Source organism: Dapis purpurea BLCC-M126 (assembly GCF_050015975.1).
In the GTDB taxonomy this organism is placed as follows: Bacteria; Cyanobacteriota; Cyanobacteriia; order Cyanobacteriales; family Microcoleaceae; genus Trichodesmium.
On record NZ_JBNHER010000039.1, the window covers coordinates 25,241 to 42,753 of the forward strand.

Annotated in this window: 9 protein-coding genes; 1 reads left to right on the forward strand and 8 read right to left on the reverse strand. The window is 35.2% G+C overall.

Annotated elements, in window-relative coordinates; all coding sequences use genetic code 11:
• Positions 1 to 147 precede the first annotated feature (147 nt).
• Positions 148 to 1,983 carry an ATP-dependent nuclease gene (locus ACP6PL_RS04425; protein ID WP_426542953.1) on the forward strand — a complete coding sequence of 612 codons (1,836 nt, stop codon included), beginning with the start codon at positions 148 to 150 and terminating at the stop codon, positions 1,981 to 1,983.
• Positions 1,984 to 2,407: 424 nt separating this feature from the next.
• On the opposite strand, the gene ACP6PL_RS04430 is transcribed toward ACP6PL_RS04425, so the two are convergent.
• The 8 genes from ACP6PL_RS04430 to ACP6PL_RS04465 all read right to left on the reverse strand — a co-directional run bounded on the left by ACP6PL_RS04430 (position 2,408) and on the right by ACP6PL_RS04465 (position 17,025).
• Complete coding sequence (locus ACP6PL_RS04430) at positions 2,408 to 3,688, reverse strand: CO2 hydration protein (RefSeq protein ID WP_426542955.1); 1,281 nt, start codon at positions 3,686 to 3,688, stop codon at positions 2,408 to 2,410.
• 413 nt (positions 3,689 to 4,101) lie between these two features.
• Positions 4,102 to 5,595: an NADH-quinone oxidoreductase subunit M gene (locus ACP6PL_RS04435; protein WP_426542957.1), complete on the reverse strand. Its 1,494-nt coding sequence runs from the start codon at positions 5,593 to 5,595 to the stop codon at positions 4,102 to 4,104.
• 693 nt (positions 5,596 to 6,288) lie between these two features.
• A complete protein-coding gene (locus ACP6PL_RS04440; RefSeq protein WP_426542959.1) occupies positions 6,289 to 8,127 on the reverse strand; it encodes an NAD(P)H-quinone oxidoreductase subunit F in 1,839 nt (612 codons plus the stop codon).
• A 73-nt stretch (positions 8,128 to 8,200) separates the two neighbouring features.
• Positions 8,201 to 9,622, reverse strand: coding sequence for an RNA-guided endonuclease InsQ/TnpB family protein (locus ACP6PL_RS04445; protein WP_426542961.1), 1,422 nt, complete (start codon positions 9,620 to 9,622; stop codon positions 8,201 to 8,203).
• Positions 9,623 to 10,169: 547 nt separating this feature from the next.
• Positions 10,170 to 10,985 carry an SAM hydrolase/SAM-dependent halogenase family protein gene (locus ACP6PL_RS04450; protein ID WP_426542963.1) on the reverse strand — a complete coding sequence of 272 codons (816 nt, stop codon included), beginning with the start codon at positions 10,983 to 10,985 and terminating at the stop codon, positions 10,170 to 10,172.
• 145 nt (positions 10,986 to 11,130) lie between these two features.
• Positions 11,131 to 13,344, reverse strand: coding sequence for a tetratricopeptide repeat protein (locus ACP6PL_RS04455; protein ID WP_426542965.1), 2,214 nt, complete (start codon positions 13,342 to 13,344; stop codon positions 11,131 to 11,133).
• 351 nt (positions 13,345 to 13,695) lie between these two features.
• Entirely contained in the window at positions 13,696 to 15,903 is a 2,208-nt protein-coding gene (locus tag ACP6PL_RS04460) for a tetratricopeptide repeat protein (RefSeq protein ID WP_426542967.1), read from the reverse strand.
• 570 nt (positions 15,904 to 16,473) lie between these two features.
• Positions 16,474 to 17,025 carry a DUF2062 domain-containing protein gene (locus ACP6PL_RS04465; RefSeq protein ID WP_426542969.1) on the reverse strand — a complete coding sequence of 184 codons (552 nt, stop codon included), beginning with the start codon at positions 17,023 to 17,025 and terminating at the stop codon, positions 16,474 to 16,476.
• Positions 17,026 to 17,513 lie beyond the last annotated feature (488 nt).

Here is a 17,513-nt window from a genome sequence, read left to right on the forward strand (position 1 = left end):
CTAATTTCAAACTGGTATTATTTGTAAGCAAAACTAGAGTTTTAATTTTATACCACATAAAGTATATTTAATGTAGTATAATAAGTATTTTTGTTGCTAGAGAAAGTTTTCTAGCAATTTTTTTGTTGAATTTTTGAGGAGGGTAGTATGTATATTTCTAAGTTTAAAATATTGAATTATAAATCTTTTCGAGATTCTGGTTGGTTAGAGTTTCAGCCAGGTATCAATATTATTGTGGGTACGAATAATTCTGGTAAAACAGCTCTATTGGAAGCTTTGGGATTAGAGTTTAAAGATAATCCTTATCGTAATATTAGAATGAGAGATATACCTGATTCAGAGTCACCGGATAAGTCAACTGCTAATGTTACTTTCAGATTGGAAAAAGCAGCCATTTATGCACTGATAGATAGAAGAGAGATTTATATCGAGAATGAAAATGCTTTGAGTATTTTTCAGGGATGGTTTGATAAAGTCAAAGAAATAGAAGTTACTATATCTAATTATAAAAATGAGCCTAGTATAGTTATCTCAGATTTTCCAAAACATCTAGAAATATACGAGCCAATCTATCATAGATTAGATTGGGGAAGTTCAAAGACAGTATTTTTTATCAAAAACAGTGAAACAGGAAAATTTACACTAAATAAAGCATCTATTAAATATTCAACTCTTAGAAGTTTTTCCCAAATTATATTCGATGAATTTAAAAATAAAGTATATAGATTTGATTCTGAACGATTTCATATTGGTAGCTGTCCTTCTGGAAATAGCCTAATACTTAATTCTAGTGCTAATAATTTAGCAGAAGTCATTCATCAAATTCAGTTACCAGGCCAAAGAAAGATTTACGAGAAATTCAAGAAGTATCTGAATATTTTGTTTCCAGAAATCAAACAGGTTTCTGCTCATCTGATAAATAAACGTTCTCCTGTGAATAAAGATTACTTAGAAGTTTTAGTTTGGTCTCCAGAAGCATATGAAGAAGATGATACAAATTTAGCATTAAAATTAGCAGACTGTGGAACAGGAGTTAGTCAAGTTTTAGCCATACTTTATGTAGTAGTAACTTCCTTAGAACCAAAAATTATTATCATTGATGAACCTCAATCATTTCTACATCCAAATTTGATTAGAAAATTAATAAATATCTTTAAAGAATTTCCTCAACACCAATATTTTATAGCTACCCATTCACCCACAGTTATTTCCGAAGCTAACCCCGCAACAATTTTACAATTATCTTATTCCGAAGGTGAAACTAAAACTAAAATTATTAACTCAAAACAAACAACAGAATTACGTTCTCTTTTAAAAGAATTAGGAGTAAGTTTATCCGATGTATTTGGTGCCGATGCAATTTTGTGGGTAGAAGGTCCCACTGAAGAACTTTGTTTTCCCATAATTTTAGAAAAATTTGGTTATCTTTCCATGAAAGGTATACAAATTATGGCAGTAAAAAATACTGGAGATTTAGAAGGCAAACGCGCCCATATTATTTTCGATATTTATGATAAATTGAGTGGCGGAAATACTCTATTTCCTCCAGCCATTGGATTTATATTAGATAGTGAAAATAGAACGGAAAAAGAGAAGCAAGATATTAGTAGACGTGGTAAGGAAAAAGTCAAGTTTTTAGAACATTGTACTTATGAAAATTATTTACTCCATCCTCAAGCAATTTTCGAGATATTAAAACAAGAAAATCCATCTCTTGAAATAGCTGTAGCGGATATAAAAAATTATATTGATGAAGCTAAGAATCAAAAACGCTTCTTGCCAAAACATTGTGGATTAGAGAATTGGGAATCTCAAGTAAATGGAGCCGAATTAATTAAAGAAATTTTCTCTGAATTCTCTAAGAAAACCGTTGAGTATCGCAAAACAAAACATTCTCTAGAAATTACCAATTGGTTGCTCGAACATGAACCGAATTCTTTACAGGAACTCGCTGAATTTTTAAAAGGAATAATTAAAGCATAAGTTATAGCCCTAGATGCAAGCCAAAAGCCAAAAATGCAGAAGTCAAATTTTAAATAAATACCAAATGAGTTCTATAAAATCCGGTTATATAGTTATCCCAAAACTAATGACTCCTCCTAAGTTTAAATCTTTCTTTTTTCCTGACTTAATGATATAAAATCTGGTTGAATAGTCGTCATTGCGACGATAGGAAGCAATCTCCTAAACCTATGAGATTGCTTCCTTCCACTCCGTTCCAGTCGCAATGACGCAGGCTATAGTAATTATCCGGATGTTATATGACTCCTCAGTGCTAGGATAACTAATTACCCTGATTTTATATGAATTATCTAAAAAATGTTATAGCAACAGCCAGGGCGATTAGGACATAGACTGATGATAGGAAACACTTTTCCAACTATTCCCTATTCCCTAGCGCTATATATCAACGATAATCTTGACTCTGAATATTCCGCAACCGAGCTTCTGGACGTTTAAACCTATCTAATTGTGTTTCAAAAAATTCACGATTTGCTTTTAAATGTTCTGGATCTGGGTCATCCAAAGGATATAAAGTTGCTTGTCTTAATGCTTGAATAACCGCCGAAGTTACACAATACATCGAACGTTGAAAAGTTATCCCTAACTGAATCAACATATCATCTTCCCCCCGACAATATTGTTTGTAATAATCCACTAAGAAGGGAGGTAAAAAATGCAGCATATCCTGCATTAATAATGTTGGTGGAATACCAGCATTTCCTACTGGAAAAACATCAGCATAAAGAATCCCATAATGAAAATCTTTTTGATTTTCTGGTACTTGTTTTGCCTGAGCATTATAAGATTTTGTACCCCGGAAAGGAGCAGTGCGATAAAATACAGCTTCTACATAAGGTAAAGCTGCTTCAAATAACCAAGTAAAACCACAAGATTTGGGAATAATTTCATATAACTCTCCCCGAATATAAACATGATGATAAATCGGGCGATCGGCTACAGCAAAAATTCCATTTACTAGAAAATCCATTGCTTCAGGAACGCTAGTTAATTTTCCTTCGTTATATAAATCGAACATCTCAAAAAATACAGCAGCCATTACTTCCCAAAACAAACCCAAGTTGCTGTAATAAGAAAGTTGTCTTACCTGTTCGATAAACATTTCTGGAAATAATTTATATAAACCCAGCATCACAGGATTACCTTGAAAATAAGCCTTAATTGCTTTATCCGCTGCTGCTTTATATTCTGGAGTATCTAAATAAGGGTCAAATTTACCGCCCATCTCTCGATGCCAAAACATTGCTCTCATACAAGCTTCGGCAAATTCCATATTAATTCTGTCGTGCCAAAGGTGATGTAATAACTTAGATTTTTTGCCACTTTCTCCCTTTTCAATAAATGCTAAAAGTTCTGGGTGAGCTGTTGCTTCTCCCCGCCAAACTCGCAAGTCAGCATCATCACCAGCGTAATGATTATGTAGGTCTAAATATGACTTTGGCAAGAAGTATTTAAAGAAGGGTAAAGGGTTTAAAAATACTCTTTCGGCAATATAAAGTAAGTCGCGCCAATAGAAATCCATTGGTACTGCATAAGCTTTATAAATACCGATAATTTGCATCAGATTTTCTGGGGTATCTGGTAACATTGCACCACCTGCTTCGAGGCGGTGAATTATTTCGGCAAATTCGTGTTGAGATGGTGGAAGTTTTGTTGTTTGTATCATGTTTTTTTTAGGTGTTAGGTGAATAATGGTAATATCATGTTCGGTTAAATAGTTTTAATTATAATTAAAGTTCGTAGTAGGGCTTTAGCCCGAACTGTGGATAGGGCTAAAGCCCTACTACAAATAAAAACTTTTTTATCACTGATTATCCAGACATGATATGATTTATAAATCACTAAATCATTAGCACAAAATCTGTTCAACAATTAATAATTAGAGATTGTTTATCAAATAAGTATTAAGAAACAAGTTTCACAACTCAATCTTAAAGCTTGAATAAGGTAAGGAATTGAAATAAGTCTAAAGGGGAGAAAGTATCAGTATTCATACTCCTGAAGTTCTGGTGAATTTCTTGATAACAAATAATTGTTTTTTTCCCTATTCCCTATTCCCTATTCCCTATTCCCTATTCCCTACTTTAAATATTGACTTATTGACTGAATTTCTATTTGAGATTTAAGCACTAAAAAATTGGAAGTTTCTTCACTCCAACGTACTAACCAAGTAGGTTGAATTCCTAAAAAGAAAATCGCTACTGCTAATACCAAAGCAGGGGCACGTTCAGACCAAATAACCTTTGGATAATAAGCTGTATCATTATCTAGTTTGCCGAAACAAGTACGGTTCAACAAAATTACAAAATAAACTGCTGTTAAACCACTAGCAATAATACATAAAAGAGTGGGAATTGGAAACTTAGAAAAACTTCCCTGAAACACAATAAACTCAGCAGCAAAACCTACCATTCCCGGAATACCTGCACTTGCCATTCCACCCATAATTAATAAAGCGCTAGTAAAAGGTAAACCCCGCACCGGACTCATTAAACCATTCAAAACAGATAACTCGCGAGTGCCGACTTTAGTTTCCACTACACCCACCAGATGAAATAGAATCGCTAAAATTAAACCATGAGCTACCATTTGACTTATCGCTCCCACTAAACTTAGGGGTGTATTCGCAGCAGCAGCAACGATAATGTAACCCATGTGGCCAATAGAACTATAGGCTACCATCCGTTTAATATCTTGTTGGGCGATCGCTGCTAATGCTCCATACAAGACGCTAATGGTACCAATAATTGCCATTCCTGGTGCCACTATTTCCCAAGTTTGTGGGAATAGCCCCAAACAGAAACGCAATAATCCGTAAGTGCCTAACTTTGCCAATATTCCACCCAGCAAGATGGTAACGGGGGGAGATGATTCGACGTAAGCATCTGGCAACCAAGTATGTAAAGGTACCAGTGGTATTTTAATTCCAAATCCTACTACAAGAATTGTTAGTAAGATAAGTTTAGTTATTAGAGGTAATGATTGGGTAGATATGAGGTTATAGTCAAAACTAGGAGAATTGCTTAACCAAGTTATGCCTAAAAATCCTGCTAATATGAGAATTCCAGAAACTGCGGTATAGATGAGAAATTTTGTTGCTGCATAGCCTCGTTTTTCGCTTCCCCAAATTGCTATTAATAAATATATGGGGATTAATTCTAGTTCGTAAAACAGAACAAAAAGTAGTAAATTTGCTGAGAGAAAAGCCCCTGCCACACCTGCATTTACCAACAAAATTAAAGAGTAGTAAAGTTTCGGACGTTCGATATTATTGCCGTAGCCATAAACTACGATAAATGTTAGTAAAGAATTTAGAGCAAGTAAGGGTAAAGATAAACCATCTATTCCAAGATGATAGGTTAAACCTAATTGCGGAATCCAAGCAAATTTCTCTTGAAATTGCCAATGGGGATTATTTAAGTCAAACTTTAGAGCAATTTCTACAGTCCAAACTATCAGAGATACGGCTATTGCTAAAGTAACTTTTCGTAATTTTTCCGCAGGAATATTTCCTGGGAAAAATCCTACTAATATTGCCCCTAAAATTGGGATGATAATTAAAACACTGAGCATAATTTTTTGTTAAATTGTAGTCGATTAAATTGCCATGATATCAAATCCTGTTAAAAAGTTATAGATTCCTCGGTTCAGGAGGAGTCAGGAGTCAGGAGTCAGGAGTCAGGAGTAGGGGAGATTGAATATTGAAGTCTAGTTATAAACATATAGTATATAACCGGATTCTATATTAAACCCGCGAGAGAAAAGATAATAAAATAGTAGCCTCAGAAAATTGTGATTTTTGACAGATAAATCTGGATAACTTTAGGGAATAAAATCCTCTTATTAGTCTAATTATAACTTAGGAAAAATCAGGTTTTTTCGTCATTGCGACCGATAGGTAAGCAATCTCAATCCCTAGTTTTTCGTAATTGATTAATTATCAATTATCCATTATCCATTGGTAATGCAGTCTTGTATAACTGAAATTTTTTAACAAATATTTGCCTGTAATTCAAGTTTTCTCTAGATAGGGTTTACCGATCAAATATCAAAGCTTTTACAGATAAATATTTTACCCTTTTTAGGTCGAAAAAAGGGCAAGCTTTTAGGTCTCTCAGGTTTAAAAATTGAGCATCACATTAAATGCTCACACGAGGCAGAAAAATTAAGGGATAATTCTTACTCCTACCTTCTCGCTCATTCACATTTCTCCTGACTCCTGACTCCTGACTACTACCCCTAGCAATCATACTTTTTGAGGAAACCCTAAAATAAACCAACAGCTAACCAACTTAATAATAGGGTAATACCAATCAAAATTGTCAACAAATAAAACTGAGACTGACCAGAAACATTGTATTTTAAACCCTGACCTCCAAAAATAGTCGCGAAACCGACTAAATTAACTATGCCATCAACAATATAGCGGTCTATCCAAGAAATAATTTTTGATACTAAACCCACTACAAAAACAATCGTAATTTTATACAATTTGACTGTATAAAAATCGTAAGCAAAAAAGTCTTGTATTCCTTGGTAAGGCAATTTAATTGGTTTCTCCCACTTGTCATTTATATAAATCAACCCACCAATACCAAAACCAAGTACACTCGATAACAGTAACAAACCAGCAACAGGTTTATTAATAGTTGCCATATCTGGTAATAACTGCCAATGTGCTAATAACAACGGAACGTGCAATGTAAAACCAGCCAAAATAGTCATCGGCAAAACCAACGCCCATAAACCTTCAGGCGATCGCTCCGTCATTTGCTTAGTTTTACCACAGAAAATTAAACCAAACTCCCGAATAATACTAAAAGCAGTTAACCCATTCACCACAAACAACACCCCCACTAACCAAGGTTGAGTCTGCCACAAATTATCTGCCATTTGTAACAACGCCCAAAAACTACCCAACGGAGGCAAAGCAACCAATCCCGCAGCACCGACTAAATAGGAAATTCCAGAAATAGGGCGACGAGACCACAAACCACCATATTGAGTCAGGTCTTGACTAATACAATTTAATATTACTCCACCCGTACTCATTATCAACAAAGCCATCGCACAAGCGTAGGTAAATAATAATATTAAAGCAGTTTTTTCTTGACCAGTCCCAACCGCAATAAATACCAAACCCATGTATGCGCTGACAGAATAAGAGAGCGCTCGCTTAATATCAATTTGGGCAATAGCAATTAAAGAAGCACAAACTGCTGTAAACACTCCGACTCCTATCATTACCGTAGAAGCTACAGGAGACAAAGCTAAAACTGGTTGCAACTTAGTCAATACCCAAGCTCCGACTGCTACTACCAAAGAATTCCTGAGAATTGTACTTGGTATCGGTCCTTCCATTGCTTCATCTAACCACAGATGCAAGGGAAACTGAGCGCATTTACCCAGAGGACCGGCGATTAAAGTTAGACTTAATAGGGTAGCAGTAGTGGGAGCAATGTTTGCAGTTTCCGCCCACTCAGCAAGCTCGGTATAATTCCAAGTTCCTGCTAGGGGTAACAGAGCGACTACTCCCATCAACAAAAATAAGTCGCCTACCCGTTTTGTCAAGAAAGCGTCTCTTGCTCCCGTGACTACCAATGGTTGAGAATACCACAAACCTACTAATAAATATGTACCCAGAGTGAGAATTTCCAGAATAATGTAACTCCAGAACAGGGAGTTGCACAAAACTAGGGCACACATTCCCGCTTCAAATAATGCCAGTAGGGAGTAGAAACGCGCCCATCCCCAATCCATTTCCATGTAGGCGATCGCGTAGATTTGGCTCAGAAGGTTTAGACCTGTTATTAATATGGTCGCCCCAATAGTTAAAGTGGATATTTCTACAGAAATATTGATATTGAGTTCTGCTACTTGTAACCAGGGTATTGATAATTCTCGTGCAGGTTGATTCCAACTTGCTGTCAAAGCAATTAAACTATGTAGGAAAGCGATGAAGGTCATTATTAAATTGATGTAACCTGCTGGTCTTGGTCCGCTGCGGTTAATAATTCCGGGCGACCAAGGCAAGGCTAAAATTGCACCAGTTATGGCATAGCAAGGTATTAGCCATATTGTTTCTATAAACTCGTTGGATAACATTATTTTGATTTTGGTTTTTGCAAGATTTAGATAGATTGCCTGCTTTTTATATTGACATACTCCCGACGCTCCCCTACGGAAGAATGCGGGATTCTTCAGTCAGAGACGCCCTGACCGCTGTTTTAACAGAAGTGATGTCCTCCTCCTGTGTTGATAACAATCCGATTTTCTGTATCAGAAGTGCTGAGTTATAGTCCCTGTCTAGTTCTTGTCCACATTTAGGACATGAATGCCAGCGCTCTGATAAGCTTTTAGAGACTTGATTCAAGCATTCCCAACAATGCTGAGACGTACCTTTTGGGTCTACTTTTACAACTCGCTTACCCAGTTTCCAAGCTACATACTCTAAAACTTGAATGAATTGACCCAAAGCAGCATCTTGCAAAGACTTATTTAATCCTGACTTCGCTGATTGACCATTCGGTAAGAATTGACCATTGTCACCTAATTTGGCTTTGCAACGTCGAATTAAATTGGCTATCTGCAAGTCTTCAATGAAAATAACACTTACATCACTAAACAGATGATAAGCTAATTTGAATTGCCAGTCTAATCTTTGTCTGGCTATTAGTTGATGTAGTCTGGCTATTTTTCCCTTGAGAATTTTCCAAGGTTTTGAATGCTTGGATTTTTGGGCTAGTCTCACCTGTAGTTTAGATAATCTATGTTCAGAGAGTCTAAAAAACTTAGGAACTTCTATAAATTCGCCATCAGATGTAACAGCATAGTGCAACAATCCTAAATCAATACCTTTTGAGTTATCTTCGGTGGGTTGAATTTCTGCAACCTCTACAGGTACTGTTTTGTCTTCTATCGTGAAACTGATATAATATCCATCAACTTCACGAATTACTGTACCTGTCTTAACCTTGAATCCTACTGGTATTAGGCGATTGTAAACAAACGGAATTAAACCAATCTTTGGTAAATTGACACAATACCGACCGTTAGCATTTTTAACAATATTTGCATTTGATAGTTGAGGATAACTAAAAGAGTTATAGTAATGCCTGCCTTTAAATTTAGGTCTGCCGCTAGTTTTACCGTTTTTATTAGGTATGGTATAGTTATCTATTGTTGTTTGTACACGCTGGATAACATCCTGTAAAACTTGGGAATGTATGGACTTATATTCAGGGAAAAGTTTTTTGGTTTGTGCTAAATCTGCTAGTTGAACAGTTTCCCACAAAACATAACCATTGACTATGTTCGGATGCTGATCCCCTTTCTTGGTTATTGAATTACCATTGCTGTCCTTTTTTCTACCATCCCGTGTTTGTATTCTAAATTCAGGGATATTTTGATAAATCCGATCTACTGGCACTACTGAAACATTAAGTGGACAAGCGTTAAGTAGTGTGCGCGTTGCTTCAAACCAATTCAACCTTTCAGCTAAACGATAATTATATTGCTTCCTGGCCATTTCTAACCAGTTAGATATAATCACCGCTTGCCTTTTATGTGGTTTTAACTTGTACTTGTATTTCAGTAGCATTGTAGTATCGACCTTTATATCTACATTAGCTATAATATCAAAAATCAAGACCAGCTACACACATCGGTGCCCGGCTTTCCCATACGACACGCTCATTGAAAATTACAGCGCGGGACTTCCCGCCCGGGTAGTTAATTTTGATACAAAGATTAATATTTTTGTTGGAGTATAATTTAATTTTTTTATCTGTAGGTTTTGGACTTTCGACAAAAACCAAAAATGGTTAGCATAATATTTGCGCTAACCAAGTCTGGCAATATCCCTCTGTCTTCAGTGAAAAAAATCACTGAAAAATAGAAACAAAAGATAGGGTGAAGCACATTAACGAGTTGGGTGATTTTCTGAATATATGTAATACTAATTGGTATAAGTAATTTACTTCCTACTTGTCAAATTCTTTTACCAGCAATCATTTCAGGTAAAATCAGCCATTAAATAAAAATTATCTTGCCAAAATATCTGATTTGAAGTTATAATTATTGTCTACTTAATATTAAGTTGTTCAATTATGTATATGTCGCTTCATTGCTAACTGCTGATGCCTCATTTAAAACCAATGAATTTCAACTTTATCCCCATACTTTAAATTAAGTTGCTCCTCAGCACTACCACCATTAGCAGCAATTTCTACAAAACCATGAGAGCCAATAATTGTAATTAATTCCCCTGATTTACAGTCAGCATAAGTATTGCCACTAGAAATTGTTTTAGCCGCTGAAAAATTAGCATTATTATTAACAATAATCGACCAATTGTTCTCAATAACATAACTACTGGAAATATTAGTAATTATATTGCCAAAATGGTCAATATGCTGAACGCAACCTACAATATTTGATTCTGTTATAGTAATATCATTTAAAGGCAATTTAACTAAACTGTCTGGATTAATTTTTTCTCCCAAATTTTCTAACTTAACCCCACTACCAATATGAGCAGCAACAGGAGCAAATATATCTCTACCATGAAAAGTTGTACTCGGTGTTTTTGTCCGCCAATACTCAGAATTAGTAAGCGAAACCACCTCAATATTTTCAATTTCTAAACCTTCCAAAACTCCACTAAAAATACCATTATCAGGTCCGACTAAAAAACCTGTAGGTAGTTGAATAGCGATCGCTTTTCTGTTACTCCCAACTCCCGGATCGACAACAGCAACATGAACTGTTTCTGCTGGAAAATAAGGATAAGCATTTTGCAAACAAAATCTGGCAGCAAATAAATTTTGGGGAGGAATTTGATGAGTTAAATCAATTACTTTTATATTAGAGTTAATTTGAGAAATTACACCTTTCATTACACCGACATAGACATCTTTTAATCCAAAATCAGTTAAAAGTGTGATTATTTTTTTATCTGACATTATTCTGTTTAATAACTATAGCGCTATAAAAAATTATTCGGAAATTGATAAAATTGAAATATAAATCAATAGTTTTGACTTGAGCTAATAGCTTAAAGCTTTGGTTCATTCTGAATTCTGAATTCTCAATTCTGAATTCTCAATTCTATTTCCATCTTTCAATTTGAAATTTAGCATCTCTATAACCCCCTGTACGACCTTGCTCTAAATAAAGTTGAGCTGCTTTTTCAAAATCACTAACTGCTCCTTTTCTATCTCCGATCTTAACCCTAACTAATCCTCTATTGTAATAAGCAGCTGCATATTCTGGGTTAAGTCTAATAGCTTGAACATAATCGGCGATCGCTTGCTGATAATTTTCTTGTTCTGAATAAATAGTAGCACGATTTGCATAAGCTTCAGCATTATTTGGGCTTAATCCTATTGCTTGAGTATAATCTTCTATTGCTTTTTCTGGTTGATTTGCTGTAGCATAAGCTAAACCTCTATTTGTATAAGCTTTAGGATTTTCAGGATCGAGTTTAATTGTCGTAGTGCAATCAGATATAGATTTTTCATACTCTTGTAAATTTAGATAGGCAATACATCGATTATTATAAGCAATGTAATTTTTAGAGTTGATTCGAATTGCCTTAGTACAATCAGATATAGCGTTTTCATACTCTGCTAAATTCAAGTATGTGCTACAACGATTTGCATAAGCTTCTTCATTTTTAGGATCTATTTCAATAACTTGATTATAATCATCTAGAGAACCCTGATAATCTCCGAGAAAAAACCTGCTTCTGCCTCTATTATAATAACCATCTATCTCTTTTGGTTTAATTTTAATCATCTCAGTGTAATCTGCTATTGCTCCTTGTAAATCATTATTGGCAGCACGAGCTAACCCTCTAGCATGGTAAGCATTAATATCATTCGGTTGCAGTCGCAGAGCTTGAGTATAATCTTCAATTGCCGCCGGATAGTTTTGGGATTGATAGTAAACAAATCCTCGTTTGTAATAAGCTTCAGAATCTTGAGGTTTCAGGCGTAACACCTGGGTAAAATCATCAATTGCTCCTGAATAATTTTGGTTATCAGAACGAACTCCCCCTCGGTTAAAATAGGCATTAACATAACTAGGGTTAAGATTAATCGCTTTACTGTAATCAGCAATAGCATTTTGATAATTTTCTAAGTTGTAATAAGCATTCCCTCTTTGGTAGAAATACTCTGCTTGACCAGGATTTAATTTAATTGCTTGATTAAATGCTGAAATTGCTACTTGTTCATTCCCTTGATTAACACTTTCTATCCCTCTTTCAAATAGTCTTTCTGCTTTGATCGGGTTAGGACGATTCAAAAAACTTACTATCCCAATCAGCACTGCTATCACCCCTAAACTTGCAAAACCAAATACAATCAACCACAATGAATTGGATGCAATACCCTTGCTACTAGTTTGAATTTGAGGACTTATACTTCTTTCAGCTATAGGTAGTGGTGTCATCATTTTTTTTGGGCGAGCGCTAATTTTCTGTAGCGCTTTAACAACTTCTGCTGTAGACTGATAACGTTTTGTGTAATGGTAATGTACCATTTTTTCGATAATATCCGCTAGATTTGAGGAACATTGCGCTCGATTTCGCCAGAGGATACCACTAGGATTTGAGGGCGAGAGGTCTTGTAGTTTTGGCAGTTCACCACTAGGAATACCTGTCAGAGCTTGAATACCAATCATACCTACTGCATACAGATCGCTATTATATTGAGGAATACCTTGAAATTGTTCGATCGGCATATAGGAGGGAGTACCTGTAGCTATGGTTCGTTGCATTTCTCCATTTGCTTCTGCGATCCGATGACTAACTTCTTTGACTGAACCAAAGTCAATTAAAACTAATTTTCCATCTGGTTGACGTCTAATTAAATTTGATGGATTAACATCCCGATGAATCACCTCATGTCCATGTACAAATCCTAAAATTTCTAAAATTTCTAATAAGAGCTGAATTACTTGTTTTTCTGGCCAGGGTTTACCAGGAATAATTTCTTTATTTAATGGTGTTCCGGGAATAAATTCTTCTACTAAATAAAATTGATTATTTTCTTCAAAATAAGCTAATAATAAAGGAATCTGATCGTGTCTGCCTAATTTTTCTAATATTTCTGCTTCTTGCTTGAACAAACGGTGAGCAGTTCTGACAATTGTAAAACTATTACCAGGAGCCCTTAGTTGTTTGACCACACATTGAGGATGCCCAGGGCGACGAGTATCGGCAGCCAAATAGGTTTGTCCAAATGCACCAGAACTCAGCACTTGCACGACACGGTAACGTCCATCTAGCAGTTGACCTATCATGTTCATGTTATTCATTTTATACCATTTTTCTTAACTATCGAGAGAAATTAAGTTAGATTAGGGAACAGGGAACAGAGAGAGTAGGTTAGGTTATAAATTAAGTCTCTCAGTATTTTTGGTAGTTGGTATAGCGCTACGCGCAAGTCAGAAGTCAGAAGTCAGAAGTTAGAAGTAATCTATGACTGAGTTTTCGCTGCGGAAATGCTCCGCAAACACCATATATTAATTTCCTAACCTTTGCTTAGACTGCTATATTATTTTATATAATATATCAAATAAATAATAATCAAAACTCTTCTTTATAATAGTTAAATTTTGGCTTTAGGTAGAAATTAAAATGGTAAGTTTAATTTTTAAAACGGTTAATTATTGTAGTTTTTCTATCATATTAAGGGAATTTTGATAATCCTTGATTTTACCTTGTTCTAAGTATAGGTTAGCACTTTGGCGAAAGTCTGCTACTGCTGCTGGTAGCTCTTGTAATTCATATAGTATAATTCCTCGATTATAATAGGCTTTAGCATTACTTGGATTAAGTTTAATTGCCTGGGAAAAATCTTCAATAGCTTGATTATAGTTTCCTATCTCTGAGAAAAGTATTCCTCGATGATTATAAGCAAGGGAATCTTGAGAATTGATTTTTATTGCTGTGGTAAAGTCTTCTATTGCTGCTTGTAAATAGCCATTAGCAAACTGCGCTAAACCTCTGTTTATGTAAGCTTTGGCATTTTCATTGTCTATACCAATAGCAATACTACAGTCTTCTGTTGCTCTTTGATGTTTCCCTAGATTAAAATAAGCAATACATCGATGATTGTATGCTAGATCATTTTGAGGATTTATTTCTATTGCCTGGTTGCAGTCAGATATCGCAGCTTGATGATTTGCCAGATTTAGATAAGCGCTACATCTATTTGTATAAGCATCAGTATCATCTGGTTTTAATTCTAATACCCGATCGTAATCTACGATAGCACTTTGATAGTCTGCTATTTCCAAGTGAGACTTACCTCGATGATGATATGCTTGTACATCATTGGGGTTGATTTTGATAGCTTGAGTGTAGTCACTAATTGCACCTCCTCGATCTCCTATCGTTCCTCTTGCTGTTCCCCGATTAATATAAGTGTTGCTATCTTTGGGATTAAGTCTCATTGATTGACTGTAGTCTTGAATGGCATTTTTGTAGTCTCCAATTTCGTAGTAAATTTGCCCTCGTTTGTTATAAGCTTTAGCATAGTTGGGATTTATTCTTAATGTTTGTGTTAAATCGGTAATTGCTTTTTCATTGTTATCTAGTTCATAATAAATTAGACCCCGTTGATAATAAGCATCGTTATAGTTGGCTTTGATTTTAATCGCTGCTGTATAATCTTTTATTGCTTTTTCATAAGCTCTTTGAAAATAGTAAGAGTTGCCTCTTTGATAGTAAATAGAGGCATTTTTGGAATTGAGTTTGAGTGCTTCGGTGTAGTTGGCGATCGCTGCCTCTTGTTTTCCTTGTTTTGCTAATTCTTGACCTTCCTTATAGAGTACTTGTGCTTCAGCTATAGGTTGGTATTGCCAGAGAGCGATCGCTACTCCTGCTATTGTGATAAATGCTGAACCGGCAATTAATATATTTTTTTTACTGTGTCTGGGTTGAGGAGGTGCTGATTGAATCTCTCTAACTTCAAGTTTTGTAGTTACTGTTTCTGGTTGTAAGAGAATTTCATTATGTACTGAGACTGATATCTTACTCAATTCTGCTAGCACTTCTGTTGGTGACTCATAACCTTCTTCACTTTGACTATTTACCATTTTGTCAATGATATCTGATAGTGCTAGAGAACATACTTGTAAATTCTGCCAAGGTACTTCTATTCCTGGAGTATTGTTAGTTTGTTTTTGCTTTAATAAATCTTGAGGTGATAATCCTGTTAGTGCTTGAATAGCAATTATCCCTAAAGCATAAATATCATTTTTTTTGTCTAGTTTCTCCTGATTTTTATCTAACGGTATATAAAGTAAGCTGTCAGAGTTATGTTGGCTGTGATTTTCTGATATTAATGGTTCTTGATTTAATTCTAAAATTCTCTGAATTTCTCTTTCTAACCCAAAATTAATTAAGAATAATTTTCCATCTAAGATTCGTCTAACTAAATTTCCTGGTTTGATTTTTCCATGAGTTTCCCCCTGACTATGAATCAAAACTAAAACTTCCAGCACCTCCTTTAATATATTAATTACTTCTCCTTCCAACAAAGGTTTATCTCTAGCCAACTCTTCAGTTATAGAGATACCTACTATATAATCTTCAACTAAATATATATTATTGTTTTCTTCAAAATAAGCTAATAAGTTCGGTAGTCCCTCGTGTGTACTTAAACTATAAATCTTTTCTACTTTTTCTTGAAATAATGATAATATAATCTCTCGATTTTCAGAGTTAAAATTGCCTAGTTGAATTTCTCTAACTACGCATTGGGGTGAACCTGGACGGTGGGTATCTGCTGCCAGATATGTTTGTCCTAAAATAGTTAAACTTATAGGTTGGATAAAACAATAGCGTTTATCTACAATTTGGCCAATCATTATCTACTCTCATCCGATTACAGATATGTGTTTATATAAGTAGGTAGGTCTAATTAAACGTTAAAAAAATTGTAGGGGTGGGTTTAGCCGAAAGGAAAATTAGCGATGTAGTCCTAAAAACCGCCCTAAGCAAGAGAGGCAATAGGCAAGACTGGGTTGGTAGAATGTGTAATTAATTTTGCCTAGTGCAGGATGACGGAAATAAGTGACCAGTGACAAAATACTCAAAGCCTTACCAATCAAAACTTATAACTTCTGACTTCTGACTTCTGACTTCTGACTTCCGCATAGCGGTACTAGGTACTTATCAAAGTAATTGGGTTGCGCAACCCAGCCTTTTAAGCCTAAATATTTTTGGAGGGTTGCTCAGGCATCCCTGTTACAAAAACAACTTTTGACTTCTAACTTCTGAGTTAGTTAAAGTTTATTCTTCTAACCAGACTATCTTTACTATTTTAGGACTACCCTTTCTAGCGACATATTATCGATTATTTTATTATAATAATTAAAAACCCAACCAGGTTATATTGTGTCAATACAATAACTCGAAAATTATTAAAGTAATTTAATTTAAAATAGATTATTCTCTAAATTTTTTCGGCGACTGCTACGCCACCAACGAATTATTCTTAACCCCACAAAATAACTCAATATCCCTCCTATTATACCCATTACCAAACAACCTAAAAATAGAGATGTAACAAATTGAGTCCCATATTGCATTAATTCTGGAAATGAAAGTATACTTTCAGGTACAAACTCTACCTGAGAGTTCACTAACCATCGACCAACTTGAAAGTTAATTGCATATATTGGTAAATAAGTTAAGGGATTACTTACCCAAGTGCCAGCAGCAGCAGCAATTTTATGACCTCGGACTAGGGTTGCTAATGCGACACCAACTATGGTTTGGACACCAAAGATAGGAAATAATCCAGCAAAGACTCCTACTGCTAAACCCCTAGCAATATATTCAGGAGTCCCCCGCATTCGGATAAAGCGCCAGTATAAATATCGCCCGTATCTATGCCAATGGGCTAGTTTATTGCTGTTTGATGGAGATTTCTTTGTAGTTAGATTAGGTAGTAGCTGCTGTGGAATTTGTTGGAGGTTTTTTAACATAACTCAAATAAATTTACTTTTGCTGAATATTATATAGCCGATACTATTTTATGAGATAGATGACCATATCATCACAACCAAAACCCTTTAGGGGTAATTCGCGTTTTGCATTCTGCAAAGCTTTCCTAAGGTCATGCTCCACAAACGCTTTTCATGTTGCATTTCATGTCGGCGACAGCCGTTTTGCTTTTCGGCTCTCGCCGACATGAATGCGGAGCATGACCTAGGACATCGTCCCTACTATGGTCTACCGAAATGAAAGCCGCTGTAATTGCCCAATATATAGGTGAAAAACTTGTATAGAACCCCTAAGAGATCTATATAATTATGCAAGTCTTGTCTATTCGTGCATCAAGAATGAGGAAAAATTATCTGAAGCAGTGTTGAATTTTTTTTATTATTTCTCCCCACATCTTCCCTCTTCCCTCTTTCCTCTTACCCAATTATTAATTATTAATAATTAATAATTAAATAATTCTGGTTTAAAG